We start from the raw sequence: 23,432 nt of genomic DNA, 5'->3' as shown, positions 1-23,432 counted from the left end.
CTCTATTCATCCTTTTCAAAAAAACGGACAGCATCTGCATAAAAATCTCTCTCAAGCATCAGAAAATCCCTGTCAGCCTGAGGAGCATTATTTCGCACGGCAATCTCCAGAAGGTTGTCATAATGAGCCATCCTGCGTTTCCACACGGGAACAGAATCAGCTCCGGCCAGCATGTTCTCACATCCCGGATTGCAGGACGCTGACTGAACAACCGCCTTAAACTCGCAGTCATGGCCATTCATGCAATAAAAACCGTTTCCAAGAGATACCAGTTTTTGCCCGCCTCGTTTAGCCATGCTCATCGCTTTTTTCAGTGTAGGAAACGTCATCTGATGTAAGTGCCCACCTCTCTGGGACATCAGTAACTTCCCGCCTTCGCCATAAAGCAGGCCTTCATGCTGATAAGAAACAGCCCTGGAAGCTGAGAGTTCGGTATCAACCCTCTCAATCTCGGCAGCGAATGCCTGAGGGATCGCCCGGCTAAAATGCGAAGCGTTGAGTGCACCGGACATATACCACTCCGTCATGCCTCTGATTAAGTGCTTAAACTGCCGGATAAGATCATTAGTAGAAATCAGATCAAGACGCCTGAGGTGTACAGCAAGTGAACGGCGAAACTGATGGGTTCGCAATGGCCAGAAAGCCCCCTCCCGAATCTCCATCGCAACGCGTTCATCATCACGTATGTTTGGATTTAAAAGCCTGAACTCATCAATATGGTCACGTCGGATGAACAGATGGTGTCTTTTCACAAATTTCTTTGCCCACTCAGTCTGGCGCTGCGTCCCCATAAAAGAGAGTTTTTGCTCCGAGAACCACGACCTGATATTTAAAGACAATGGAACATTGTCCAGCGTCTTCCCGTCCAGGCCTGTCATGATTTGATTAATTCTGCGTAAATGCTGAAAAGGCTTTTCCACATAGCGACAAACAACCCAGTCTTCGTGACTTCCACCTTCCGGGGCGAACTTATGCAACACCGAACGAAGTCCCAGGATATCACCATCATAAATCAGTGAACCGTGCATCACGCCAAGCACTTCGCTGTGTCTCATCCCCGACATGGCCTGTATCACATTCATGACTTTTAACGTCAGCTCAAAATGCCAGGTGTTCAGCTTTATGTGATCAACGCCAATAAAATCAGATCTCCAGCGCTTATTTTTATGTACCGAGAACCAGCCCTGCATCCCGGGGCCAAGTGTCGCGAAAAGCGCCCGAATTTCCCCGGCAACAATATTGTAGTAATACGCGGCCCGGTAATCCGGTATGCTTTTTGCTGTCCCTCTTTTACGGGCTTCCAGCATCGACGTATAGTAAGGCGAATCATAAAAACCGTTTATGATAGCGCACAGCCGGGAAAACCCGTCAAAATCGAAATCACTGATTTCAGCATCCAGTTCAGTAATCAGCCCTTCCCAGACAGACATCATAAGACTGAAAGGCATACAATATGTCTGGTTTGAATCATCCACACTGTTGTAACTGTCGAAGCTAATATCAGGAAAGTAACCGTATTTTCGAAGACGGGTATGACCTGTCAGCGAGATATCCGCCAGGTCCATAAAGTAATTACGTAATGTTCTTTCAGAACGCTTCCTGCCGTGCTCATCCTCCTCCTTCATCTTTACAATGAAAGCATTCCGGACAAGCGGAAAACGAAGCTGAAACAGACTGCGATACCCCATAGACTCAATAATACGGGCTCCCGCCACAATGTTTGCACATTTCCGGATCAGGGACTGCGTCTTCGCGGTCCTGCCGACAATCCAGAGCAGGCTGGCTGAGATGATTTTGGCTTCAAGACGCAGTTCAGGATCCCGTATGCCTGAAAAATTAACGGTTCTTAACGTTTCACCAATATGGGTTCTGACATAGCGATTGGTCCAGACATCATCCCTGAAATAAATATTCAGCGTCTCCTCATTGATAAAACGCATATCATGTTCATCTGAGCTGGCGATAACCAGGCAGTTATTCAGACGTTCAAAGCTTTTGTTTTCTAGTGCCTCACAGATGATATCCTCAGTCGGAAACTCATCCCCTGAACGAAGCGGCGTTCCGGCAGGAAACTCCGCCATTCGACTACGGCTTACCTCTTTTTTCTTCAAATCTGCCATACCGGAGCCACACCTTCTCGCTGAAGTTTAACGCGCGCTTTTTTCAGGATCGCCTCATCTACCAGCCCAAGCCGTAAATCAATCTTCAGGAGTAACGTTTCATAACGCTCCACAGCATTGACCGAACCGATGTACAACGGTTTTCCATACTCGATAGCATGCCTGAATGACAGCAGGAGCCATACAGACTCCAGCGTTTCCACAACGCAACTTTTTGAACATTCGACACAATGAGAAAAATCCGCACAAGCCTTTGGTGTCCGGCCAAATCGTTTTTGCTTTTTTATAAAGCGCAATTCAATATCTGTAGGCGGCTCCTGCGATCGACATCCCAGGCCATTCAATAAAAGATCCACACCCTCATCGCTTCCACGCAGATCGATCCCCAGCTCATCAGCAACTTTTACCCGCTCGGATAACGCACGTGTCGCAATCCCCTGATTCATAAGCGTATCAAGTGCAGCACTGAAGTTTTCCTTCGCCCCCTGTGGGTTACCTGCAGCATAATTCCGCCTGTAAGTGCCCCAGTTATGCTGTGCTTTTTCCGCCGTAATCAGACCATTCTTTAATGTTCTGTCCGTATACTGCTCAGACGTTTTGCGCAAGCCAGAAACGGTAATTGATGGAAGCGAGGGATTAAGCTGCCGCATCGTGGCCCACGCCCCCTCAGAGTTAGAAAATTTAGTCAGATGACTGGGATTAAGAGAATAAAGCTTACGGAATTTCACCTGCGGCTCACTCAGAAACAGCGCCTGTACCGGAGGGAAGTTATCTGCGGAAACCAGATAGTTAACGATGTCGTCCCTGAGCCTGATAAAAGACAGAAACCAGTAATAGCCCGCACGTTTGGTCACATACTCCGATTTACCTATCGTCAGACGTATATACTTATTCGCTCTCCCCTTATAAACATAATCAGTGCTGATACCCTTTTCATCCAGATGTATATCATCCCGCGTCAGACCCAGAACCTGAGAGGTGTTTCCCCATGTGTGGTAACAGAACAGAAAAAAAGAAGTAAGAAAGTAATTTTCCAGAACGTCCCTGATGATGATCTCTGCCCTGCTGACCCCGTTCTCTCCCGGATACCGGAAATACGCTTCATAAACAGGTGCCAGCAAAGACGGTGAGAAATGCCGCACCCCTTTTTCCGATTTAGCGATATGCTCCCGGATACATCCCGCAAGGAACTCATTCATGGATGACAACTGCCTCAGGATCTCGGAAAGTTCATTCCTGGTATAGCTATCCCTTCCCTGCTGCTGATACGTTCCTTTCGGTAAGAATTCATATTCATACCGCCTCTGAATCTGCCCGCCCGTAAGCAAAAACCGGTTGACCACGGACAAGTAGTGTCTTGCCATCCTGACTGAAATTTTTCGCCGACGAATATCGTTCATGAGATGTTTAATATACATTTCAACGCCTTCAGCCGTGCCATAGTCATACTGATTGACTGACTGCCATATAAAAAACATATTGAGATAACGGAAAATGGTTAACCTTCCGGCGGGACGGTAAGACAGAAGAAATCGTTTCAGAGAGGCAATAAAATCGCGTTTTTCAGGGCGGGCAAGATGCGAATGTTCACTAAACCATCCGGGGAGCAACACATAATCTGAAAAATGAGCCTGAAGATAAACGTCAAGTAAATAATATCGGTTCAGATCCCGCTGAGTGATGTGTCCGCTGACCGTCTCCCATGACAGCACATTTTCGGCCATCCACGTTATCTGCGTTTCACTCCGGCTCATATATGGCTCCATCGCGACCTGCAGCACCGTCAATCAATGCGTCCATGACCCCGGCGACTGCATCAGAAATCTGGTTTTGCTGAAGAAAGACGATGTATTTCATCGTCGTATTTTCGCTTTTATGGCCCATCCAGTATTTTACTGTACCCAGCGCATTTGCGGCCTGATCGGGATAGCAACTCAGTGCCGAGCGTAAAAAATGGGTCGCAAACGTTGCCCGCAAATCATGGGGTTTATGTCTGAACACATTTCCCGGAGCAGACCGGGCCAGGCGATGGCGAAAACTGTACCAGCGGGAGTAAAAGGCTTTTTCAGACATCCGTTTCCCGTTTGCCATTAAAAATAAAGGCTCGTGCCGCCCTTCCCCACCCTGTCGTGCACGCCATTTTTGGATCTTCTTTTCATACTCCTCATCCGCCAGATAATCCAGAACCTGCTCGTACAATCGTCTGGTGATGAAGAGTTCTCGCGTCATCCCAAACTTCGTATGAACTCCGCATCTCGGACCAATATGAAGCCCCCTGATGGTCAACTCAGATACAGGGACACTGGCAAGGTACTCTTCAGTAAAGAGTGACGACGGCAGGGTCAGCATTTCATCCAGCCGTAACCCACAATTTTTCATCAGCACAATCATTAAACTGAACAACCCGGACTCAGATTTCAGTGCCTCATCCAGGATATGAACCTCTGCATCATTCAGTGGGTTGATTGTCCTTTTTGTTGTGCTGGTTATCCTGATGGCAAGATCCGAACTTATCACCTTGCGTCGCCCGTCAACGACTTTTTCGACCAACGTAAAAAATGAGCTGGCAGCCAGCTCACCACACTTGCCCAGAAATACGTAAAACCGTCGGATAACGCTGATGTACACCGCCGCGGTGGATGAGGCGATGCGCCCCTGCCTTACGGCCCCCAGAAGATACTCCCTGAAGCCATATGTAGGGCTTTGGTATTTCAACGTTCCCGGGGTGAAAGGGTCAAGTCCGTTATCCTCCAGCCACCTTATCCAGCGTAAAAATGCCCGGGCTAAAGGCTTTAAATCCCTGGCCTGCAGGATAGCTTTATCCATAAGATAAAAGTGTACATATCGGCTCAGTTTTCGATTCTGGATGCCGCTAATATAAGGTATTTCAGCATACAGAAATCCGGGTTCAAATTTCAGTTTCGGCTCTGTTGCATCCAGTTTGCTGACACGCCCATAACGCGCATGAATGTTAGTGATTATCCTCACAGTCTGTCGCCCTGAAACGCCACCTCATGCCTACACTATAAATCCGGAAGAAGAAAAAACAAACAACCAGGTTGCCGGGAGTGAATATGCAAATCAGGAGGAAAGTAAAAGATGTAACGACACCATCACGATGCAATACATTGACCTCAACACGTTACCCGGACCATACGTGATAAACATCACAAATCCTTTGAGTGAAGAACTTAAGATGTGATTTTCATTTCCCGGCACAAACCGTGCCCTTAAAAAACAGGCAACGGATACATCTTAATGCCAGAAGTAAACCTTAATTGATTGAATACAGCCTGAGTCCATTGCAAAAATAACACACAGGGTAAATTCGCATATACAGAACCCAACGAAAAGCAAAAGAAACCTGTAACACATTTCGTTTACCTGTCACTTTCAATTGTAAAAGCCAGCAGAAAAAGCGCATATAACTATATTTATCCCTGCGGGGACTTTTGTTTGTGCTATATATTTTTTACAGAGAACCGCAACGCGTCCAAACACAAGAATATATTTACCTCTGGAAAATGGTCTGACTCCCTTTCACGTGGTTGTAGTGACCTGTTCTGTGATTCATGTAATGTCTTTTCTGGATGAGGAAAATATGTCATCACTGATATTTTATACAGACGAAGCACAAGCACTGATTGTAACAGATACCCTTGCCGTCACCGATAATGGGGAGCCGTTATCTTTTGTTTCCAAAGCAGGTTACATCCCCCAGCTAAGAACCATCATAGCAGGTACGGGGGCAGGTGGATTTTCTAACACCTGGTTGCTTGAAGCATCAACCAGAATGGTCGTATCAGGTATACAAAATCTCAATTATCATACATCGGCCTGTCTAAGGAGGCTGTGGAAACAATACAAGCATGACCATGCAATTCCCTCTTCTTCAACGGTGACAACCAGTGTTTATCAGTTCGCAATTTGCGAGGAAACAGGAAATATCGTTTCGTTCGCCTATCGCTCAGTCCATGATTTCGAATCAGAGCAATTACAATACGGAACAGGAGTAAAACCTGAGTGCCAAATCCTGGATGGGGATTTGTTGCAGACAATTCCTGTAATGATGAATGAACAAAGGGCTATACAGGCGACATACTCACACCCGGAACGGATCCATATTGGCGGTGAGATGATTGCGCATTATCTGACATCATCTATGTATCAATGCTTTAAGATTGGGGAATTTGAGGATTTCAGAACTCAGGGAGAGTATATATTGAGCAGGATTTAGGCAAAACGCGGTTCAGATAAAGTGCTTTTAACAGGCTTGCTGAACATTAAAAGGATATCTCTCAATTACGATGAATAGCTTGAATTCTAAAAATAGAAAAGTAGAGTTTAACTCTAAATACATAAAAACAAGAGTAAGCGAGCACCCGCCGAAGCAGCCGCGCATGATGTTGATCGAGAAGCGGATCATCTCATACGCCGGAATACGGGCGTTGCCGTACGCCGGGTGCGGCACGCGCTTATACGGCAGCGCGAAGACGCTGTCCATCTCTTCGGTGGAGAGCGGGATGGCCGGCGGGTTGATCCAGATAAAGCGCTCGCCGTGCTTCTGCATCAGCGCGCGGGCGCAGCCCGGGTTGGTTTCATGGTGCAGAATACGGGAGGCATGGGCGTAGAGCACCTTGTCGGCTTTCACCTTCTCGTAGGACGGCAGCAGCACGTAGGTCTTTTCCCACGGCTTCGGCCGCGGCGGCTGCACGACGATAGCCTTTGCTTCCGCTTTCTTTGGCTCTACCGGCTTGTTATCGGCACACGGCAGATCGTCGCCGTACGGGTGCGGGATTGGGTCGATTTTGCCCGGCATATCGATGATGCGGGAATCCACCCCGCGCCAGCCCGGCAGCGCCTCTTTCACCATGATGGCGGTATTGCGCACGTCGCGGATGCTGCTCACCGGCTCGCCCTGCGACAGACGATGCGCTACTTCCACCAGCGGACGCTCGCCGTTGCCGTAAATCAGCATGTCGGCTTTAGAATCCACCAGCACCGAGCGGCGTACGGTATCTGACCAGTAGTCGTAGTGCGCGGTACGGCGCAGGCTCGCCTCGATGCCGCCCAGGATCACCGGCACGTCCTTCCAGGCTTCTTTGCAGCGCTGGGTATACACCAGGGTCGCGCGGTCAGGGCGTTTACCCGCCACGTTATCCGGCGTGTAGGCATCGTCATGACGCAGCTTACGGTCGGCGGTGTAGCGGTTGATCATCGAGTCCATGTTGCCTGCGGTCACGCCGAAGAACAGGTTCGGTTTCCCCAGACGCATAAAGTCGTCTTTGCTGTTCCAGTCAGGCTGGGAGATGATCCCCACGCGGAAGCCCTGGGCCTCAAGCATACGGCCGCAGATGGCCATGCCGAAGCTCGGATGGTCAACGTAGGCGTCGCCCGTAACCAGAATGATGTCGCAGCTGTCCCAGCCCAGCTGGTCCATCTCTTCCCGGGACATCGGCAGGAACGGTGCCGGTCCAAAGCAGGCCGCCCAGTACTGGGGCCAGGAGAAGAGGTCACGATCCGGCTGGATCAGGGAAATTGCGCTCATAATGCTTCCGAAGAAAAAATAGACAAAAGGGCGGGGATTATACGCTGGAACATTGTGGGAAATGAAGGGGTATTGTGCGGAGGTTTTTATGCCGGGTGGCGGCTTCGCCTTACCCGGCCTACGCGTTACGGGACTGGCGAAGCCGCCACCCGACTCGTTTTACGGTGCCGGATTCACCAGCATCTGCCCCACGGAGCCCCTGTCCATCATCTCCAGCGTCTGGCTGTGGAACAGGAACGGGAAGTGCGGCCACGAAGGCTGGCCATAGTAGACAAGCAGCTCAACCTGGCCGTCCACCCAGACGGTATCTTTCCAGCCGCGATCTTCCGGGAACGGCATCGCGCCGTTAACGTTGCGGATCAGGAACGACACCCCTTCAATATGGAACGACTGCGGCATATCTGAACGCACCGTCCAGCGCTCCCAGGTGCCCTGCTGGGCGGTAATGTCGATGCGGTTGACGTCCCACAGCGCGCCGTTGATGCCCGGATCGTCGCCCAGGCTGATATCACGGCTGCGCACCGGCGAGCCGCTCAGGATCTCCTGCGGCAGCAGGCGCATGGGCAGGCTATCGGTCACCAGCGGCAGCAGGCCGGTTGGGCGCAGGGTCAGCACCAGGGTTGAGACCAGAATGCTCGACGGTTCAAAGAACCCGCGAATACGGTCAACGATGCTGGCCGCTTCGCCGCAGGTCACGGACACTTCATCCCCGTTGGTCATATCAATGAGAACTTCGCGACGCTCACCCGGCGAGAGCGCCAGCTGCTTCACGGAGACCGGCGCCGGTAAAAAGCCCTGATCGCCGGAGATCACGTGCAGCGGACGGCCGTCGCTCATCTGCAGCTGATAGCGGCGCGAGTTAGACGCGTTGAGCAGACGCAGGCGCACCCAGCCGCGAGACACTTCCACATACGGGCTTTGCGCGCCGTTCACCAGCAGCGTATCGCCGACGAAGCCACCGCTGCCCGGCTCGCTGTATTCCGGCGTACCGAAATTATCCAGACGTTTGTCCTGGATGATAATCGGGAAATCATCGACGCCGTAGTGGTTCGGAATCGGCAGGGATTTGCTGACCTCATCTTCCACCAGCCACATGCCGGCCAGGCCGTTATAGACCTGCTGCGCCGTGCGGTTAGGGGTGTTGGCGTGATACCACAGGGTGGCCGCGCTCTGGCGAATGGGCAGCACGGGCGCCCAGTCGGCGCTGGGTGACATCATTCGCGCCGCGCCGCCAATCAGCGGGCCGGGCACCTGTAAGCCGCTGATGGTCATGGCGACGTTTTCAGGGGTACGGTTACTGTAGATGAGCTTTACGTCATCGCCATTCCACACGCGGATGGTCGGCCCGAGATAGCGTCCGTTAATCCCCCAGACCGGCGCGCGCGTCCCCTGGGTGAAGGACCAGTGGCTGCGCTGCAGCGTCAGAAAAAGCGGCTGACCGCGACGGGATTCAATGAGTGGCGGAATGGGCAGCGGCTGTTGCTGCCCGGCGGCGCTGGCTGTCAGCGGCATCGCACCCGCACAGAGGGCGATACCCGAAGCCTGAATAAACTGACGCCGACTGAGTGACATATAAGCTCCATCTGAAACGACTAACAACGCGGGAATTCGTTTTTCCTTCAACGCCGGGTTAAATCTTACCTGCGGCTTCTCTCTCTGCGACTTCTTTATCGAGCAGCGCAATATGCTCAGCCATCAGATCGCGGCAGTGCGCTGCCAGCTCGCGCACCTGATCTTTACCGTATTTGCTGGTATCGACGGGCGGCAGCATTTCGACAATCACCAGCCCGTTATTCAGGCGGTTAAGATTAATCTTATTCGAAGTATTCGAAACGCACACAGGAATAATTGGAACACCTGCCGCAATTGCGGCATGAAACGCACCGGTTTTAAACGGCAGCAGGCCACGACCGCGGCTGCGGGTTCCTTCCGGGAACATCCAGATGGAGATTTTGCGCTTTTTAAAATGGTTCACCACTTCCGCAATGGTGCTGTGCGCTTTTGCACGGTTGTTACGGTCGATCAGCAGGTTACCGGTCAGCCAGTACAGCTGGCCAAAAAACGGGATCCACAGCAGGCTTTTTTTGCCCACCGTCACGGTCGGTGGAAGCACGATATTGGAGGCCGTGACCATATCGTAGTTGTTCTGATGGTTGGCGATATAGATGGCGTTACCGAAGTTCTCCGCCCCTTCCGGCAGACGTTTTTCAACTTTCAGGCCAAACAGCGGCGCAAGACGCCCGAACATATGGCCAAAGGTGGCGACATGCTTCGGGTTGCGCGGGCTGAACAGGCAATAAATAGAGCCGAAAATACAGACCAGAATACAGTAGATAACGGTAAGAATAAGACGAACAATGTATAGCATAGCGACCTCTGAAGCCCCAACAGCTGACAATTATACTTCACCTGTGGCCAGGTAAGGACTTTATTACGAGCGCGTATTGTTAATCGCAACGCACGAATTAACAACGATTTTACGGGAAATTTTCTTGAAATTCCCCCTCCGGGCAGAGGGGGATATCACGACATTACTCTTCGCTGTCACCCGCCGCGCTGCGTGCAGGAGAGTCAATCTCCACGCGGTCAATGCGCTGCAGGCCGCGCATCAGCGAGCCGCGGCGACCGCGCTCACCCACCACCTTCTGCAGCTCTTCCGGACGAAGCTTGATTTTGCGCTTGCCGACGTGAATGGTCAGCGTGCTCTGCGGCGGAAGGAGGAAGAGGTGCGCAAGGCTATCTTCGCCTTTCGCGGCCTCCGCCGACGGGATGTTGATGATCTTGTTACCCTTGCCTTTCGACAGCTCCGGCAGATCGCTGACCGGGAACATCAGCATACGACCGGCGGTAGTGATCGCCAGCAGCATGTCGCTTTCGTTCTCAATCACCAGCGGTGCCATCACGTGGGCGTTGTCCGGCAGGCTAATCAGCGCCTTACCGGCACGGTTGCGGGAAACCAGGTCGTTAAAGGTACAGATAAACCCGTAGCCCGCATCGGACGCCAGCAGCAGCTTCTGGTCATCGGCTTCCATCAGCATATGGTCGACCGTCGCGCCCGGCGGCAGCGTCAGCTTGCCGGTGAGCGGTTCGCCCTGCCCGCGCGCGGAAGGCAGCGTGATCGGGTCAATGGCGTAGCTGCGGCCGGTGGAGTCAATGAACGCCACCGGCTGGTTGCTCTTGCCTTTCACCGCCGCTTTGAAGCTGTCGCCCGCCTTGTAGCTGAGCCCCGGCGCGTCGATATCGTGGCCTTTAGCGCTGCGCACCCAGCCGCTCTGCGACAGGACAATGGTCACCGGCTCGGACGGCTGCATGTCGTGCTCGTTCATCGCCTTCGCTTCTTCGCGCTCGTGCAGCGGAGAACGACGGTCGTCGCCAAACGCGTCGGCATCGGCCTGCAGCTCTTTCTTCAGCAGGGTGTTCATCTTGCGCTCGGAGGCGAGGATTGCCTGCAGCTGATCGCGCTCTTTTTCCAGCTCGTTCTGCTCGCCGCGGATTTTCATCTCTTCCAGCTTGGCGAGATGGCGCAGCTTCAGCTCGAGGATCGCTTCGGCCTGGGTTTCGCTGATGCCAAAGCGCGACATCAGGGCGGGCTTCGGCTCGTCCTCGGTACGGATGATCTCAATCACCTCGTCGATATTGAGGAACGCCACCAGCAAACCTTCGAGGATATGCAGGCGCTTAAGCACTTTCTCCAGACGATGGTTCAGACGACGGCGGACCGTATCGCGGCGGAACGTCAGCCATTCGGTGAGGATCTCCAGCAGGTTTTTCACCGCCGGGCGTCCGTCGAGGCCGATCATGTTCAGGTTGATGCGGTAGCTTTTTTCCAGATCGGTGGTGGCAAACAGGTGGTTCATCACCTGCTCCATGTCCACGCGGTTAGAGCGCGGCACGATCACCAGACGGGTCGGGTTCTCGTGGTCGGATTCGTCGCGCAGGTCGTCCACCATCGGCAGCTTTTTATTGCGCATCTGGGCGGCGATCTGCTCCAGCACTTTGGCACCGGAAACCTGGTGCGGCAGCGCGGTAATGACTACGGCGCCGTCCTCTTTATTCCACACCGCGCGCATGCGCACGGAGCCGCGGCCGTTCTGGTAGATTTTGCGGATTTCCGCGCGCGAGGTGATGATTTCGGCTTCGGTCGGGTAGTCCGGCCCCTGGACGATATCCAGCAGCTCGTCCAGCGAGGTTTTCGGCTGCTCAATCAGGGTGATGGCGGCTTTCGCCACTTCACGCAGGTTGTGCGGCGGAATGTCCGTCGCCATACCGACTGCAATCCCGGTGGTGCCGTTCAGCAGGATGTTCGGCAGGCGCGCAGGCAGCATCTTCGGCTCCTGCAGCGTGCCGTCGAAGTTTGGCACCCAGTCAACGGTTCCCTGACCCAGCTCGCCCAGCAGCACTTCGGCATATTTAGACAGGCGTGATTCGGTATAACGCATCGCCGCGAAGGATTTAGGATCGTCCGGCGCGCCCCAGTTCCCCTGCCCGTCCACCAGCGGGTAGCGGTAGGAGAACGGCTGCGCCATCAGCACCATCGCTTCATAACAGGCGCTGTCGCCGTGCGGATGGTATTTACCCAGCACGTCACCGACGGTACGGGCGGATTTCTTGAACTTGGCGGTGGCGTTCAGCCCCAGCTCGGACATCGCATACACGATGCGGCGCTGAACGGGCTTCAGGCCATCTCCGATAAACGGCAACGCCCTGTCCATGATGACGTACATGGAGTAGTTCAGGTAGGCGTTTTCCGTGAATTCATGTAGCGCGAGGCGCTCTGCCATATCGCTCATTACGTGTGATTCCTCAACTCAGAAACCGGAGGGTTTCAGGCAATATTGCCGCAGATACTACCTTATCTGACGAGTTGAGTCACAAAGAAAAAGGGCCGCTTAAGCGGCCCTTTTCGGGTTAGTTGTTCAGCTTGATGACCTGCTTCACGTCGATTTCAAACTCGTTCCACTCTTTATCGACTTTACCCTGGAGTTCAACCTTATCCTGCGGGGTGACGGTCACGCCGTTCCAGCGCTTGTGGTCAATCTCAACCACTACCGTGCCGGTTTCATCGCGGAAGGTATAGCGGTCATCGGACAGGCGCTCGGTGATATTCCCACGCAGCTTCACCCAGGCATCGTCCTTCAGATCCTTCACTTTTGCCGCCGTCGTCAGGTTGGCGTTGTTATCCACAAAACCGCCCTGCTGGGTTTGCGTCTGGGTCGCGGTTGCGGACGGGCCGTTAAAGCCCCCCTGCGCGGCAAAAACAGGGGCAGTGGTCATCATCATGATGGCGGCAATCGCAGCGAATTTTTTCATATTAAGTCTCCCTTTAATCTGGTTTCGCGGTCCATTTAACAGGGTAATCCTTAACAACTTCTTAAGGGGAAAATTTATTTATTTTTTCTGTACAGCGCACGGGCACAGGAGGTTTACTGGCGACAACAAGGAGGGAATATGCGCATTTTACTGGTAGAAGACGACAGGTTAATCGGCGACGGCATCAAGGCGGGCTTAAGCAAAATGGGCTTTAGCGTGGACTGGTTTACCGACGGTAAAACCGGTCAGGCTGCGCTTTCGTCTGCGCCCTATGATGCCGTGGTGCTGGATCTGACGCTGCCGGAAATTGACGGTCTGGAGATCCTGCGCGCGTGGCGCGAAAGCGGGCGCAGCGAGCCGGTATTAATTCTGACGGCGCGGGATGCGCTTAGCCAGCGCGTCGAGGGGCTGCGTCTCGGCGCGGATGATTACCTCTGTAAGCCGTTCGCGCTGATCGAAGTGGGTGCCCGCCTCGAAGCGCTGGTCCGCCGCAGCCACGGCCAGGCGCGCAGCGAGCTGCGCCACGGGAAGGTGACGCTCGATCCGACCCGTCTCATCGCCACGCTGGACGGCGAGCCGCTGACGCTCAAGCCGAAAGAGTTCGCCCTGCTGGAGCTGTTAATGCGCAATGCGGGTCGGGTGCTGCCGCGCAAGCTGATCGAGGAAAAACTCTATACCTGGGACGACGACGTCTCCAGCAACGCGGTAGAAGTCCACGTTCATCACCTGCGCCGCAAGCTTGGCAGCGAGTTTATCCGCACCGTGCACGGCATCGGCTACACCCTGGGTGACGCATGAAGCTGAGCCTGAAGCTGCGCCTGACGCTTCTCTTCCTGCTGCTCTCGCTGACGGCCTGGTTTGCCGCCAGCCTGGTGGCCTGGCAGCAAACGACCCACAAGCTCGATAAGCTGTTCGATACCCAGCAGATGCTGTTTGCCAAACGACTGCTGACGATGGATCTTAACGAGATCCGCGCCCCCGAACGCATGCGTGAGATCCCCAAAAAAGTGAAGCACGGTCGTCTGGATGATGACGCGCTGGCTTTTGCCATTTACACCGTCGACGGCAAGATGCTCCTGAACGACGGCGAAAACGGCCGCGATATTCCGTACCACTATCGCCGTGACGGCTTTGACGACGGACGGCTTCAGGATGATAACGACGAATGGCGCTTTTTATGGCTGACCTCGCCAGACGGGAAATACCGCGTAGTGGTCGGCCAGGAGTGGGAGTACCGCCAGGATATGGCGCTGGACGTGGTCAGCTCGCAGCTCACGCCGTGGCTGGTGGCGCTGCCCGTGATGTTGCTTCTGCTGATTCTCCTCCTCAGCCGGGAGCTGAAGCCGCTGAAAAAGCTGGCGCAGACCCTGCGCTCCCGCTCGCCGGACGCCACCGATGCGCTGCCCCTTGAGGGCGTCCCCATGGAGGTGCGCCCCCTGCTCGACGCGCTGAATCATCTCTTCGCGCGTACCCAGGAGATGATGACCCGCGAGCGCCGCTTTACCTCTGATGCCGCCCACGAGCTGCGCAGCCCGCTGGCGGCCCTGAAGGTGCAAACCGACGTGGCGCAGCTCTCGCAGGACGATCCGCAGGCGCGGGAAAAGGCGCTGATGCAGCTGCATGCGGGCATCGACCGCGCTTCCCGGCTGGTGGATCAGCTCCTCACCCTGTCGCGTCTGGACTCGCTGGACAGCCTCGACGGTGTAGAACAGATCGCGATGGCCGATTTGCTGCAGTCCGCGGTAATGGATATTTACCCTGCGGCACAGCAGGCGGGCATTGATATCCGCCTCAACATCAACGCGCCCGAGGTGACGCGCACGGGACAGCAGCTGCTCCTGAGCCTGCTGGTACGCAACCTGCTGGATAACGCGATTCGCTACAGCCCGCGCGGCAGCGTGGTGGACGTGACGCTGGACGCGCGTCGCTTTACCGTACGCGACAACGGCCCGGGCATTTCGCCCGACGCGCTGGCGCGCATCGGCGAACGCTTTTACCGTCCGCCGGGTCAGGATGCCACGGGCAGCGGGCTGGGGTTATCCATTGTGAAGCGCATCGCCACCCTGCACGGAATGCGCGTCGCGCCGGGCAATGCCCCTGAAGGCGGTTTTGAAGTGAAGGTCAGCTGGTGAGGGATTGTTGCATCTGGAGCAAAAGACTTTGCACATTTTGCTCATTTTTCCGCTCCGTCCTCGCGCGTAGAATACCCGCCATACTCTCATCATCGAGGACAAGTAATGAGCAACATTCTGATTATCAACGGTGCAAAAGAATTTGCGCACTCTAAAGGCCAGCTGAATGACACCCTGACCGAGGTCGCGGACGGTTTCCTGCGCGACGCCGGGCATGATGTTAAGGTCGTACGCGCGGACAGTAACTACGACGTGAAGGCCGAAGTGCAGAACTTCCTGTGGGCTGACGTCGTGATCTGGCAGATGCCCGGCTGGTGGATGGGCGCGCCGTGGACCGTGAAAAAATACATGGACGACGTGTTCACCGAAGGTCATGGCTCACTGTATGCCAGCGACGGTCGTACCCGTTCTGACGCGTCCAAAAAATACGGTTCCGGCGGCCTGATTCAGGGAAAAAAATATATGCTGTCGCTGACCTGGAACGCCCCGCTGGAAGCCTTCACCGAGAAAGATCAGTTCTTCGAAGGCGTGGGCGTGGACGGCGCATACCTGCCGTTCCACAAGGCGAATCAGTTCCTGGGCATGGATCCGCTGCCGACCTTTATCGTCAACGACGTGATTAAAATGCCTGATGTCCCGCGCTATATCGCAGAATATCGCAAGCATCTCGCGGAAATTTTTGCTTAACTGGTAGCCTGGAATTAAAGGAGTAGTCAACATGCTTACCGTAATCGCAGAAATCCGTACTCGTCCAGGTCAACATCACCGTCAGGCGGTGCTGGATCAGTTCGCGAAAATTATCCCGACCGTACTGAAAGAAGAAGGCTGCCACGGCTACGCGCCGATGGTGGATGCCGCCACTGACGCAAGCTTCCAGGCCACCGCGCCGGACTCGATCATCATGGTTGAGCAGTGGGAAACCGTCGCGCATCTTGAAGCGCACCTGCAGACCGCGCATATGAAAGCGTGGAGCGACGCGGTGAAAGGCGACGTGCTGGAAACCCACATCCGCATCCTGGAGCAAGGGGCGTAAGTTCGTGGTATTTGCCGGGTGGCACTGCGTTTACCCGGCCTACTAAAACTGCACCGTAGCCCGGTAAGCGCTAGCGCCACCGGGCTTTGTTTTAGCTGCTTTTCTTCCCCGGCTTTAACCCGCGATGTAACTCGTTGATGCGCTTCATCGACTTGATGGAGCGCTGCGGCTCGGTGGAGGCGACGGATAAAATAATCATCTCCAGACACAGCAGCACCGTGCCGTGGAGCGGGATTTTGCCCTTTTCGCCGCCGCGCGGAACGTGGATCACCACGCTGGCCTCCTTGCTGAATCGCGAATCGAGGGCATTGGTCAGCAGGATGGTGGGAATACCGAGACGTTTTGCTTCACGGAGCGTGGTTTGCCCTTCCCGGTGCGCGGATTTCTGCGCCATCATCACCAGCACGTCGCCGCGCTGAAGCGCAATCAGCTGCTCGGCAAGCCCTATTCCGGTCCGGTTTAGGGGCGTGGCGGGTAAACCCATACGGCTGAACAGCCTGGCGGTGTACTCGGCCAGAATGCCGGAGGCGCCAATGCCAAAGATGGCAACCTGCCTCGCCTGAGCCAGCAGAGAGACCGCCTGCGCCATCGCGAAGCGGTTGTGGGGCTCCGATAACACCTCGCAGGTGTGTTGATGCCCCTCCAGCACAAAATCAATGCTTGCGTTAACGTCGCTGGCGAGCGTGTTCACCGTCGTGGAGATCTTTTCGCTGGAGGTGACCACCGGACCAAACCACTGCTCCAGCGTCTGCTTGAGATCGCGCAGCCCGGCAAAGCCCAGCGCCTGAATGGCGCGAACGACGGTGGCATCGGACGTTTTCAGCAACGTCGCGATCTCCATCGCCGTCTGTTCCATCACCGCTTCACGATTCTCGTTGATGTAGCGCGCCACCTGCAGCAGGCGCGGCGTCAGCTGGTGCGCCCGCGAGCGGAGGCGGTCGCCGAAGACGTCGACTTTTCGGCTCACCGCGATGCCTCCGGCAGAGGACGCCCTGCAATCTGCGACTGCACCTGCGCGGCCATCAGCCCTAAAGACGCAAACGAATTTGAGATGGCCTCTTCACGCGAGATCAGCACGTAGTGCCCGGTTCGGCAGGCGTTCAGGAACTGGCACCAGCCCGGCATGACCGCATCCATTGCCGCCAGCTCGTCCTGCGGTTTACCGCCCGTATCCCCGCGCCAGGTGGCGAAGACGAAATCGGCGTCCAGCTCCGGCAGGCGCTCGGCGCTGACGTCTATCCGTCCCCCTTCCGGGATGGACTCAATCAGCGGTGGGAAGGTAAAACCGGCATCACGCAGGACGCGGCCCAGTGAGTGGTAGCTGTGCATGGCGTTGATTTTCCCCTGATTGGCCTGAATCACCGACACGGTGATTTTGCGCGTGTCGATGGCCGCCTTCAGCGCCCTGATTTGTTCCCGATAGCGGCGTTCCAGAATGTTTAGCCTTGCCTGCGTGCCCGTGAGCTGCGCCAGCTTGCGGTAGATTTCCGGCGCCCCGCCGTCGAGATGATCGATGCTCACCGTCGGGGCAATTTTTTCCAGCTGTTCCACCGGGGTGTTGCGCGTCGGCTCGGTGATAATCAGGTCAGGCTTTGCGGCGGCAATGGCCTCTATGTTGATATCCGCCGTACCGATAAATTTGATGTCGGAATTATCGAAGTCGACGCCGGTCAGCATGCCGCTGGAACGCAGAAAGTGGCTGCCGTCAGGCCGCGTGCGGCCATGGCTCGCCACCGGCGGCACGCCAAGCTCTATCAGCGGAATGGTGATATCAAGATCGTGTAAGGAGACGATCCGCTTCGGGTGAACCGGCACAGCAACCTTGCGTCCCAAATCGTCGGTAAATACCTGCGTCGGCTCCGCCGCGCTCACCGCGAAGCCCACCAGCAACAGCATCGAAAACAGTATGCGCATCATAGTCCCCTAAAATCTGTCCCGACGCTGCCAGAGCAGCAGCAGGAAAAACGGTCCGCCAATCAGTGAAATCACAATTCCCGCCGGCAGCTGCAGCGGGAGGAAAGCCAGGCGTCCGACGTTATCCGCCAGCAGCACCAGCAGTGCGCCCAGCACGGCGCTTCCCGTCAGGAGCGCGTTTTGCCCGCCTCGCAGCAGCAGGCGCGCCATGTGCGGGGCAATCAGCCCCACGAATCCAATACTGCCCACGCAGGAGACGCAGGCCGCCGTCAGCACCACCGGGGCAAGAACCCGCAGCAGCGCCAGCCGGGTTATGCGCACGCCAAGTCCCGTCGCGGCGTGGTTGCCGAGCAGCGCCACGTCCGCTGACCGCGCGGTAAAGAGCAGCAGCGCAAACGCGGGGGCGGCCCAGAGCGCGGCCAATCCCACCAGCGTCCAGTTTGCCGCATGAAGGCTTCCCGCCAGCCACAGCATTGCCGTCTGCACGTCGCGCACGTCGGCGGTGGTCATAAAAACGCCCATTGCCGCAGCGAAGGCCCACGACACGCCGATCCCGATCAGGATGAACCGCGGTCGCGAGATGTCGCGCGCCAGGGCAATCACCAGCAGCGCGGTGAGTAGCCCACCGGCCATGCCGACCAGCGGTCGCCAGGCCAGGCCAAGCGCCGGGAACTGGAAAATCAGCAGCAGTACCGCCGCGCTGCAGCCCTCCTTCACGCCGATAAGCCCCGGGTCAGCAAGGCCATTGCGGGTGACAGACTGCATTGCCGCCCCCGCCATGCCGAGCATCGCGCCGCACAGCACCGCCATCAGCAGGCGCGGCAGGCGGATATCCATCACGATGTAGCGCGTCTCCGCCGTCAGACTTTCAGGCGAAAACAGCGCGCGCCCGATGGCGGAGGCGGGAATGGGTAATGAGCCGTGCGTCAGGCCAAAAGCGGTCAGCACGCAGGCCGCCAGCGTCAGCACGGCCAGACACGCCAGCGCTTTTGGACGAACCAGCGTCGAGAAGGCACCCACGCGTAACGCACGCAGTCCGGCCCGGTTCATTTGAACATCCTCGCGGCCATCAGGATAAACACGGGCGCGCCAACCAGAGCCGTCATGATGCCGGTTGCCAGTTCCCAGGGCGTAAACAGCGTGCGGGCGGCGATATCCGCCAGCAGCAGAACCAGCGCACCGCACAGGGCGGACAGCGGCACCATCACGCGTAAATCGACCGACGCCAGACGGCGAATAAGCTGCGGCACGACCAGCCCGATAAAGCCAATCGGCCCGGCGATTGAGACGGCCGCGCCGCAGAGCAGCGCGATGGCCAGCAGGGCCAGCAGGCGGGTTTTCAGCAGCGACACGCCGAGCCCCTGCGCCATTCGGTCTCCCAGCGCCAGCATGTTGAGCGAAGGCGACAGCCCGATAGCGAGAACAAAACCGGCGGCTGCAGACCAAAGCGCCCCCTGAAGCGTCTGCACGCTGACCCCGGCCAGATCCCCCGCCAGCCAGGTGCGCATGGCGAGCAGCGTCTGCTCATCAAGGATTAACACCGCGGCGGTAATCGACGAGGCAAACGCCGACATCGCCACGCCGCACAGGGTGATTTTCATCGGCGTAAGCCCGGTGCGGCCGGACGAGGAGAACGTCAGCACCAGCAGAAACAGCGCGGCGGCACCGGCGGCGGCAATCAGCGGACGGCCAAACGGCAGCGAGAGCCCAAGCGCGCTCGTCAGCACCACCGCCAGTGCCGCCCCGGCGTTGAGCCCCAGAATATGCGGCTCGCCGAGCGGATTGCGGATTACGGACTGCAGCAGCACGCCCGCGACGCCGAGCGCGGCGCCCGTCACCATCGCGGCGCAGAGGCGCAGCAGCCTTAATTTGATAATGACGTTATGGTCGAAATTGCGCGGATCGAAATGGATGAATGCCTCTACCACCGTCTGCGGGGCGATAAAGCGCGCGCCGATCCCAAGGTGCAGAATCGCACCCAGTGCCAGCAGTAAGGCGAAGAGCAGGAAGGCCAGAGAGGAGCGCATCATGGCTGAACGCTGCCCTGGCGAAACGGCATAAAGAACGGCTTGCCGGTCAAGGGGTTAATGGACATATGCACGTCCACATCAAACACCGCTTTGATCAGCGCTGGCGTGCAGACGTCGCCCTCATGCAAGACGCCTTCCACTTTGCCCTGGCGTAAAAAGACCAGCGAATCGCCATAGTTCACGGCGAAGTTGAGGTCGTGCAGCACCACCACGACGGTACGCCCGTGCCGGCGGGTCAGGGTGTGCAGCAGTTCCAGGATCTCCACCTGGTAGCGGAGATCGAGAAACGTCGTGGGCTCGTCAAGCAGGATATACGGCGTCTGCTGCGCCAGCGCCATGGCGATCCAGCAGCGCTGACGCTGCCCGCCGGACAGGCTCTCCACCGGCATATGGGCAAACTCCGCCGTACCGGTAAGGCGCAGCGCCTCTTCCACCGCCCGCTCGTCCTCGTCGCTCCACTGGCGCATGAAATTTTGCCAGGGAAAACGCCCGCGCGAGACCAGTTCAAAAACGGTTAACCCTTCCGGCAGCAGCGGAGACTGCGGGAGAATGCCAAGCTGACGGGCGACCGCTTTAGTCGGCTGCTCGTGAATCGCCTTGCCGTCGAGAACGGCCGCGCCGCCAAGCGGCTGGAGCAAGCGCGCAATCGTGCTCAGCAGCGTGGATTTCCCACAGCCGTTCGCCCCTACCAGCACCGTCATTTTCTGCTGAGGGATCGTAAGGGAGATATCATCAACGATGATTTTTTTCTGATAGCCCGCAGAGAGGTTCTCCAGAACCAGTCCCGGTTTTTGGGTGTTGTGAGCCACGTGAACGCCAACGTAATAAAAAACAGCAATAAATATAAATAAAAATCATTCTCTTTTGAGAGTTTGACGCCGCGCCCTGTAGTAGTCAAGAGAAGAAACACCCTGAAAAAACCAGGGGTAAGCCAGAGGAAAGACAAAAGCAAGAAGGTTTAAAAAACCATCAATTTTAATAACTTAAAAACATATCCGCTGCGCTTACCTCCATAGCTATCTGCTGTAGCCAATTTTTTCTTTTTTCCATTTACTACTACATTCGTGCATGGTTGAATGATTCTCAATTACATGTTCGATGCCGGTTCTGGCTAACGAGCAGACCATAAAGGGCAATGACTCATACAGTTTGCCGCGAGCGCATTCGCGGGATATTTCGGGATAACAGATGTAATGGCTACGTTCACACCTTCACTCTCTGGCGTAAAAGGGCGCGCGCTCTTTTCACTGCTGTTTATGGCGCCGCTGGCGCATGCAGCAGACACCACTGCGGCGAAAGACGGCGAAACGCTTACCGTCACCGCCGATCCAAATACCACGGCGGAGGCCACCAACGGCTATCAGCCGCTGAATACCTCCACCGCGACGTTAACCAACATGCCGATGCTGGATATCCCGCAGGTGGTGAATACCGTCAGCGATAAAGTGCTGGAGGATCAGCACGCCACCACGCTGGATGAAGCGCTCTATAACGTCAGCAACGTGGTGCAGACCAACACCCTGGGCGGCACGCAGGATGCCTTCGTGCGCCGCGGGTTTGGCGCGAACCGCGACGGCTCGATCATGACCAACGGTCTGCGCACCGTCCTGCCGCGCAGCTTTAACGCCGCCACCGAGCGCGTGGAGGTGCTGAAAGGCCCGGCCTCAACGCTTTACGGCATTTTAGACCCGGGCGGCCTGATTAACGTCGTCACCAAACGCCCGGAGAAGATCTTCGGCGGCTCGATTTCCGCCACCTCCTCCAGCTTTGGCGGCGGAACCGGACAGGTTGACGTGACCGGCCCGATCGACGGCACGCGCCTGGCGTATCGCCTGACGGGCGAGTATCAGGACGAGGATTACTGGCGTAATTTTGGCAACGAGCGCAGCACCTTTATCGCCCCGTCGCTCACCTGGTTTGGCGACGATGCCACCGTGACCGTGCTCTATTCGCACCGAGACTATAAAACGCCGTTCGATCGCGGCACGATCTTCGACCTCAATACCAAACAGCCGGTGAACGTCGATCGCAAGACCCGCTTTGACGAGCCGTTTAACATCACCGACGGCCAGTCCGATCTCGCCCAGCTGAACGCGGAATACCGCCTTAACAGCCAGTGGACCGCGAAGTTCGACTACAGCTACAGCCAGGACAAGTACAGCGATAATCAGGCCCGCGTGATGGCCTATGATTCAAAAACCGGCAACCTGACCCGCCGCGTGGACGCCACCCAGGGGTCGACCCAGCGCATGCACTCGACGCGAGCGGATCTGCAGGGGAACGTGGACATTGCGGGCTTTTACAATGAGATCCTCACCGGCGTGTCGTATGAGAATTACGATCTGCTGCGCACGGACATGATCCGCTGCAAGAACGTGAAGGACTTCAATATTTACAACCCGAGCTACGGCAGCCTCGGCAAGTGCACTACCGTCTCGGCATCCGACAGCGATCAAACCATCAAGCAGGAGAGCTACTCTGCCTACGCGCAGGACGCGCTGTACCTGACCGATAAGTGGATCGCCGTCGCCGGGCTACGCTACCAGTATTACACCCAGTACGCAGGGAAAGGACGTCCGTTTAACGTGAACACCGACAGCCGCGACGACCAGTGGACGCCGAAGCTGGGTCTTGTCTATAAGCTCACCCCGGCGGTCTCGCTGTTTGCTAACTATTCCCAGACGTTTATGCCGCAGTCGTCCATTGCGAGCTACATCGGCGACCTGCCGCCGGAAACGTCAAACGCCTACGAAATCGGCGCAAAATTCGACCTGTTCGACGGGGTTACCGCCAATATCGCGCTGTTTGATATTCACAAACGCAACGTGCTGTACACCGAGAGCGTCGGCGATGAAACCGTTGCTAAAACCGCGGGCCGCGTGCGCTCTCAGGGCGTGGAGGTGGATCTTGCCGGGTCGTTGACGGAGAACACCAACATTATCGCCAGCTACGGCTATACCGACGCGAAGGTGCTGGAAGACCCGGACTACGCGGGCAAACCGCTGCCGAACGTGCCGCGCCATACCGGCTCGCTGTTCCTCACCTACGATATTCATAATGCGTTTGCCGGGAATACCCTGACGCTGGGCGGCGGCGGGCACGGCGTGAGCCGTCGCTCAGCGACCAACGGCGCGGATTATTATCTGCCGGGCTATTTCGTGGCGGATGCGTTTGCGGCGTACAAGATGAAGCTGCAGTATCCGGTGACGCTGCAGGTGAACGTGAAGAACCTGTTTGATAAAACCTACTACACGTCGTCCATTGCGACCAACAACCTGGGCAACCAGATTGGCGACCCGCGCGAAGTGCAGTTTACGGTGAAGATGGAGTTTTGATGTCAGAGTG

General features: G+C 56.2%; 18 protein-coding genes and 1 pseudogene. 6 read left to right on the top strand and 13 right to left on the bottom strand.

Features of this window, described 5'->3' with window-relative positions; genetic code table 11:
• Window positions 1-2: 2 nt before the first annotated feature.
• From ACJBF3_RS18945 to ACJBF3_RS18935, 3 genes are read right to left on the bottom strand one after another with little or no spacing between them, the layout of a single operon-like run.
• On the bottom strand, window positions 3-2,120 hold the full coding sequence (locus ACJBF3_RS18945) for a hypothetical protein (protein ID WP_017384059.1): 2,118 nt from the start codon (window positions 2,118-2,120) through the stop codon (window positions 3-5).
• Window positions 2,108-3,874: a hypothetical protein gene (locus tag ACJBF3_RS18940; protein ID WP_032607906.1), complete on the bottom strand. Its 1,767-nt coding sequence runs from the start codon at window positions 3,872-3,874 to the stop codon at window positions 2,108-2,110. The genes ACJBF3_RS18945 and ACJBF3_RS18940 overlap by 13 nt, the downstream gene beginning before the upstream one ends.
• Complete coding sequence (locus tag ACJBF3_RS18935; protein WP_007897923.1) at window positions 3,861-5,108, bottom strand: site-specific integrase; 1,248 nt, start codon at window positions 5,106-5,108, stop codon at window positions 3,861-3,863. Before ACJBF3_RS18935 ends, ACJBF3_RS18940 begins: the two co-directional genes overlap by 14 nt.
• Window positions 5,109-5,721: 613 nt before the next feature.
• Between ACJBF3_RS18935 and ACJBF3_RS18930 the strand changes: the two genes are divergently transcribed.
• Window positions 5,722-6,357, top strand: a complete 636-nt coding sequence (locus tag ACJBF3_RS18930; protein ID WP_023279901.1) for a hypothetical protein — start codon at window positions 5,722-5,724, stop codon at window positions 6,355-6,357.
• Between the two features lie 138 nt (window positions 6,358-6,495).
• Here the strand turns inward: ACJBF3_RS18930 and ACJBF3_RS18925 are convergent.
• From ACJBF3_RS18925 to ACJBF3_RS18905, 5 genes and pseudogenes are all read right to left on the bottom strand, one after another.
• Window positions 6,496-7,668, bottom strand: a pseudogene (locus tag ACJBF3_RS18925) (YgiQ family radical SAM protein); the annotation flags it as partial.
• Window positions 7,669-7,827: 159 nt separating this feature from the next.
• Window positions 7,828-9,240 carry a cell division protein FtsP gene (gene ftsP / locus ACJBF3_RS18920; RefSeq protein WP_045330101.1) on the bottom strand — a complete coding sequence of 471 codons (1,413 nt, stop codon included), beginning with the start codon at window positions 9,238-9,240 and terminating at the stop codon, window positions 7,828-7,830.
• Window positions 9,241-9,298: 58 nt separating this feature from the next.
• Window positions 9,299-10,036 (bottom strand): 1-acylglycerol-3-phosphate O-acyltransferase, encoded by a 738-nt coding sequence (plsC, locus tag ACJBF3_RS18915; RefSeq protein ID WP_024906505.1) that lies wholly within the window; start codon window positions 10,034-10,036, stop codon window positions 9,299-9,301.
• Window positions 10,037-10,199: 163 nt separating this feature from the next.
• The gene (gene parC, locus ACJBF3_RS18910; RefSeq protein WP_045330099.1) at window positions 10,200-12,458 is read right to left on the bottom strand and encodes a DNA topoisomerase IV subunit A; all 2,259 of its coding nucleotides are present in this window, start codon (window positions 12,456-12,458) and stop codon (window positions 10,200-10,202) included.
• A 118-nt stretch (window positions 12,459-12,576) separates the two neighbouring features.
• The gene (locus ACJBF3_RS18905) at window positions 12,577-12,978 is read right to left on the bottom strand and encodes a YgiW/YdeI family stress tolerance OB fold protein (protein WP_045330098.1); all 402 of its coding nucleotides are present in this window, start codon (window positions 12,976-12,978) and stop codon (window positions 12,577-12,579) included.
• A 138-nt stretch (window positions 12,979-13,116) separates the two neighbouring features.
• On the opposite strand from ACJBF3_RS18905, the gene qseB reads away from it, so the two are divergent.
• The 4 genes from qseB (at window position 13,117) to ACJBF3_RS18885 (ending at window position 16,143) form a co-directional block, all read left to right on the top strand.
• Window positions 13,117-13,776, top strand: a complete 660-nt coding sequence (gene qseB / locus ACJBF3_RS18900; protein ID WP_045330096.1) for a quorum sensing response regulator transcription factor QseB — start codon at window positions 13,117-13,119, stop codon at window positions 13,774-13,776.
• Window positions 13,773-15,110 carry a quorum sensing histidine kinase QseC gene (gene qseC, locus ACJBF3_RS18895; RefSeq protein ID WP_045330094.1) on the top strand — a complete coding sequence of 446 codons (1,338 nt, stop codon included), beginning with the start codon at window positions 13,773-13,775 and terminating at the stop codon, window positions 15,108-15,110. Before qseB ends, qseC begins: the two co-directional genes overlap by 4 nt.
• Window positions 15,111-15,215: 105 nt before the next feature.
• Window positions 15,216-15,797, top strand: coding sequence for an NAD(P)H-dependent oxidoreductase (locus ACJBF3_RS18890; RefSeq protein WP_023616895.1), 582 nt, complete (start codon window positions 15,216-15,218; stop codon window positions 15,795-15,797).
• 31 nt (window positions 15,798-15,828) lie between these two features.
• Complete coding sequence (locus tag ACJBF3_RS18885; protein ID WP_032642059.1) at window positions 15,829-16,143, top strand: putative quinol monooxygenase; 315 nt, start codon at window positions 15,829-15,831, stop codon at window positions 16,141-16,143.
• 91 nt (window positions 16,144-16,234) lie between these two features.
• Here ACJBF3_RS18885 and ACJBF3_RS18880 read toward each other — a convergent pair whose 3' ends face one another.
• The 5 genes from ACJBF3_RS18880 to ACJBF3_RS18860 are packed head-to-tail and all read right to left on the bottom strand — an operon-like array spanning window position 16,235 to window position 20,896.
• Window positions 16,235-17,110, bottom strand: a complete 876-nt coding sequence (locus tag ACJBF3_RS18880; protein WP_045330092.1) for a MurR/RpiR family transcriptional regulator — start codon at window positions 17,108-17,110, stop codon at window positions 16,235-16,237.
• Window positions 17,107-18,057, bottom strand: coding sequence for an iron-siderophore ABC transporter substrate-binding protein (locus tag ACJBF3_RS18875; protein WP_045330111.1), 951 nt, complete (start codon window positions 18,055-18,057; stop codon window positions 17,107-17,109). The genes ACJBF3_RS18880 and ACJBF3_RS18875 overlap by 4 nt, the downstream gene beginning before the upstream one ends.
• A 9-nt stretch (window positions 18,058-18,066) precedes the next feature.
• Window positions 18,067-19,107 carry an iron ABC transporter permease gene (locus ACJBF3_RS18870; protein WP_045330090.1) on the bottom strand — a complete coding sequence of 347 codons (1,041 nt, stop codon included), beginning with the start codon at window positions 19,105-19,107 and terminating at the stop codon, window positions 18,067-18,069.
• Window positions 19,104-20,087 (bottom strand): iron ABC transporter permease, encoded by a 984-nt coding sequence (locus ACJBF3_RS18865; protein WP_045330089.1) that lies wholly within the window; start codon window positions 20,085-20,087, stop codon window positions 19,104-19,106. Before ACJBF3_RS18865 ends, ACJBF3_RS18870 begins: the two co-directional genes overlap by 4 nt.
• Window positions 20,084-20,896, bottom strand: a complete 813-nt coding sequence (locus ACJBF3_RS18860; RefSeq protein WP_045330087.1) for an ABC transporter ATP-binding protein — start codon at window positions 20,894-20,896, stop codon at window positions 20,084-20,086. Before ACJBF3_RS18860 ends, ACJBF3_RS18865 begins: the two co-directional genes overlap by 4 nt.
• 384 nt (window positions 20,897-21,280) lie before the next feature.
• Between ACJBF3_RS18860 and ACJBF3_RS18855 the strand changes: the two genes are divergently transcribed.
• Window positions 21,281-23,422 (top strand): TonB-dependent siderophore receptor, encoded by a 2,142-nt coding sequence (locus tag ACJBF3_RS18855; protein ID WP_045330085.1) that lies wholly within the window; start codon window positions 21,281-21,283, stop codon window positions 23,420-23,422.
• Window positions 23,423-23,432: the final 10 nt, after the last annotated feature.

The organism is Enterobacter sp. PP-008-ECC_S150 (genome assembly GCF_045257065.1).
GTDB lineage: Bacteria > Pseudomonadota > Gammaproteobacteria > Enterobacterales > Enterobacteriaceae > Enterobacter > Enterobacter chengduensis.
The sequence above is the reverse complement of the archived record's forward strand: the minus strand, read 5'-3'. Positions and strand labels throughout refer to the sequence as shown.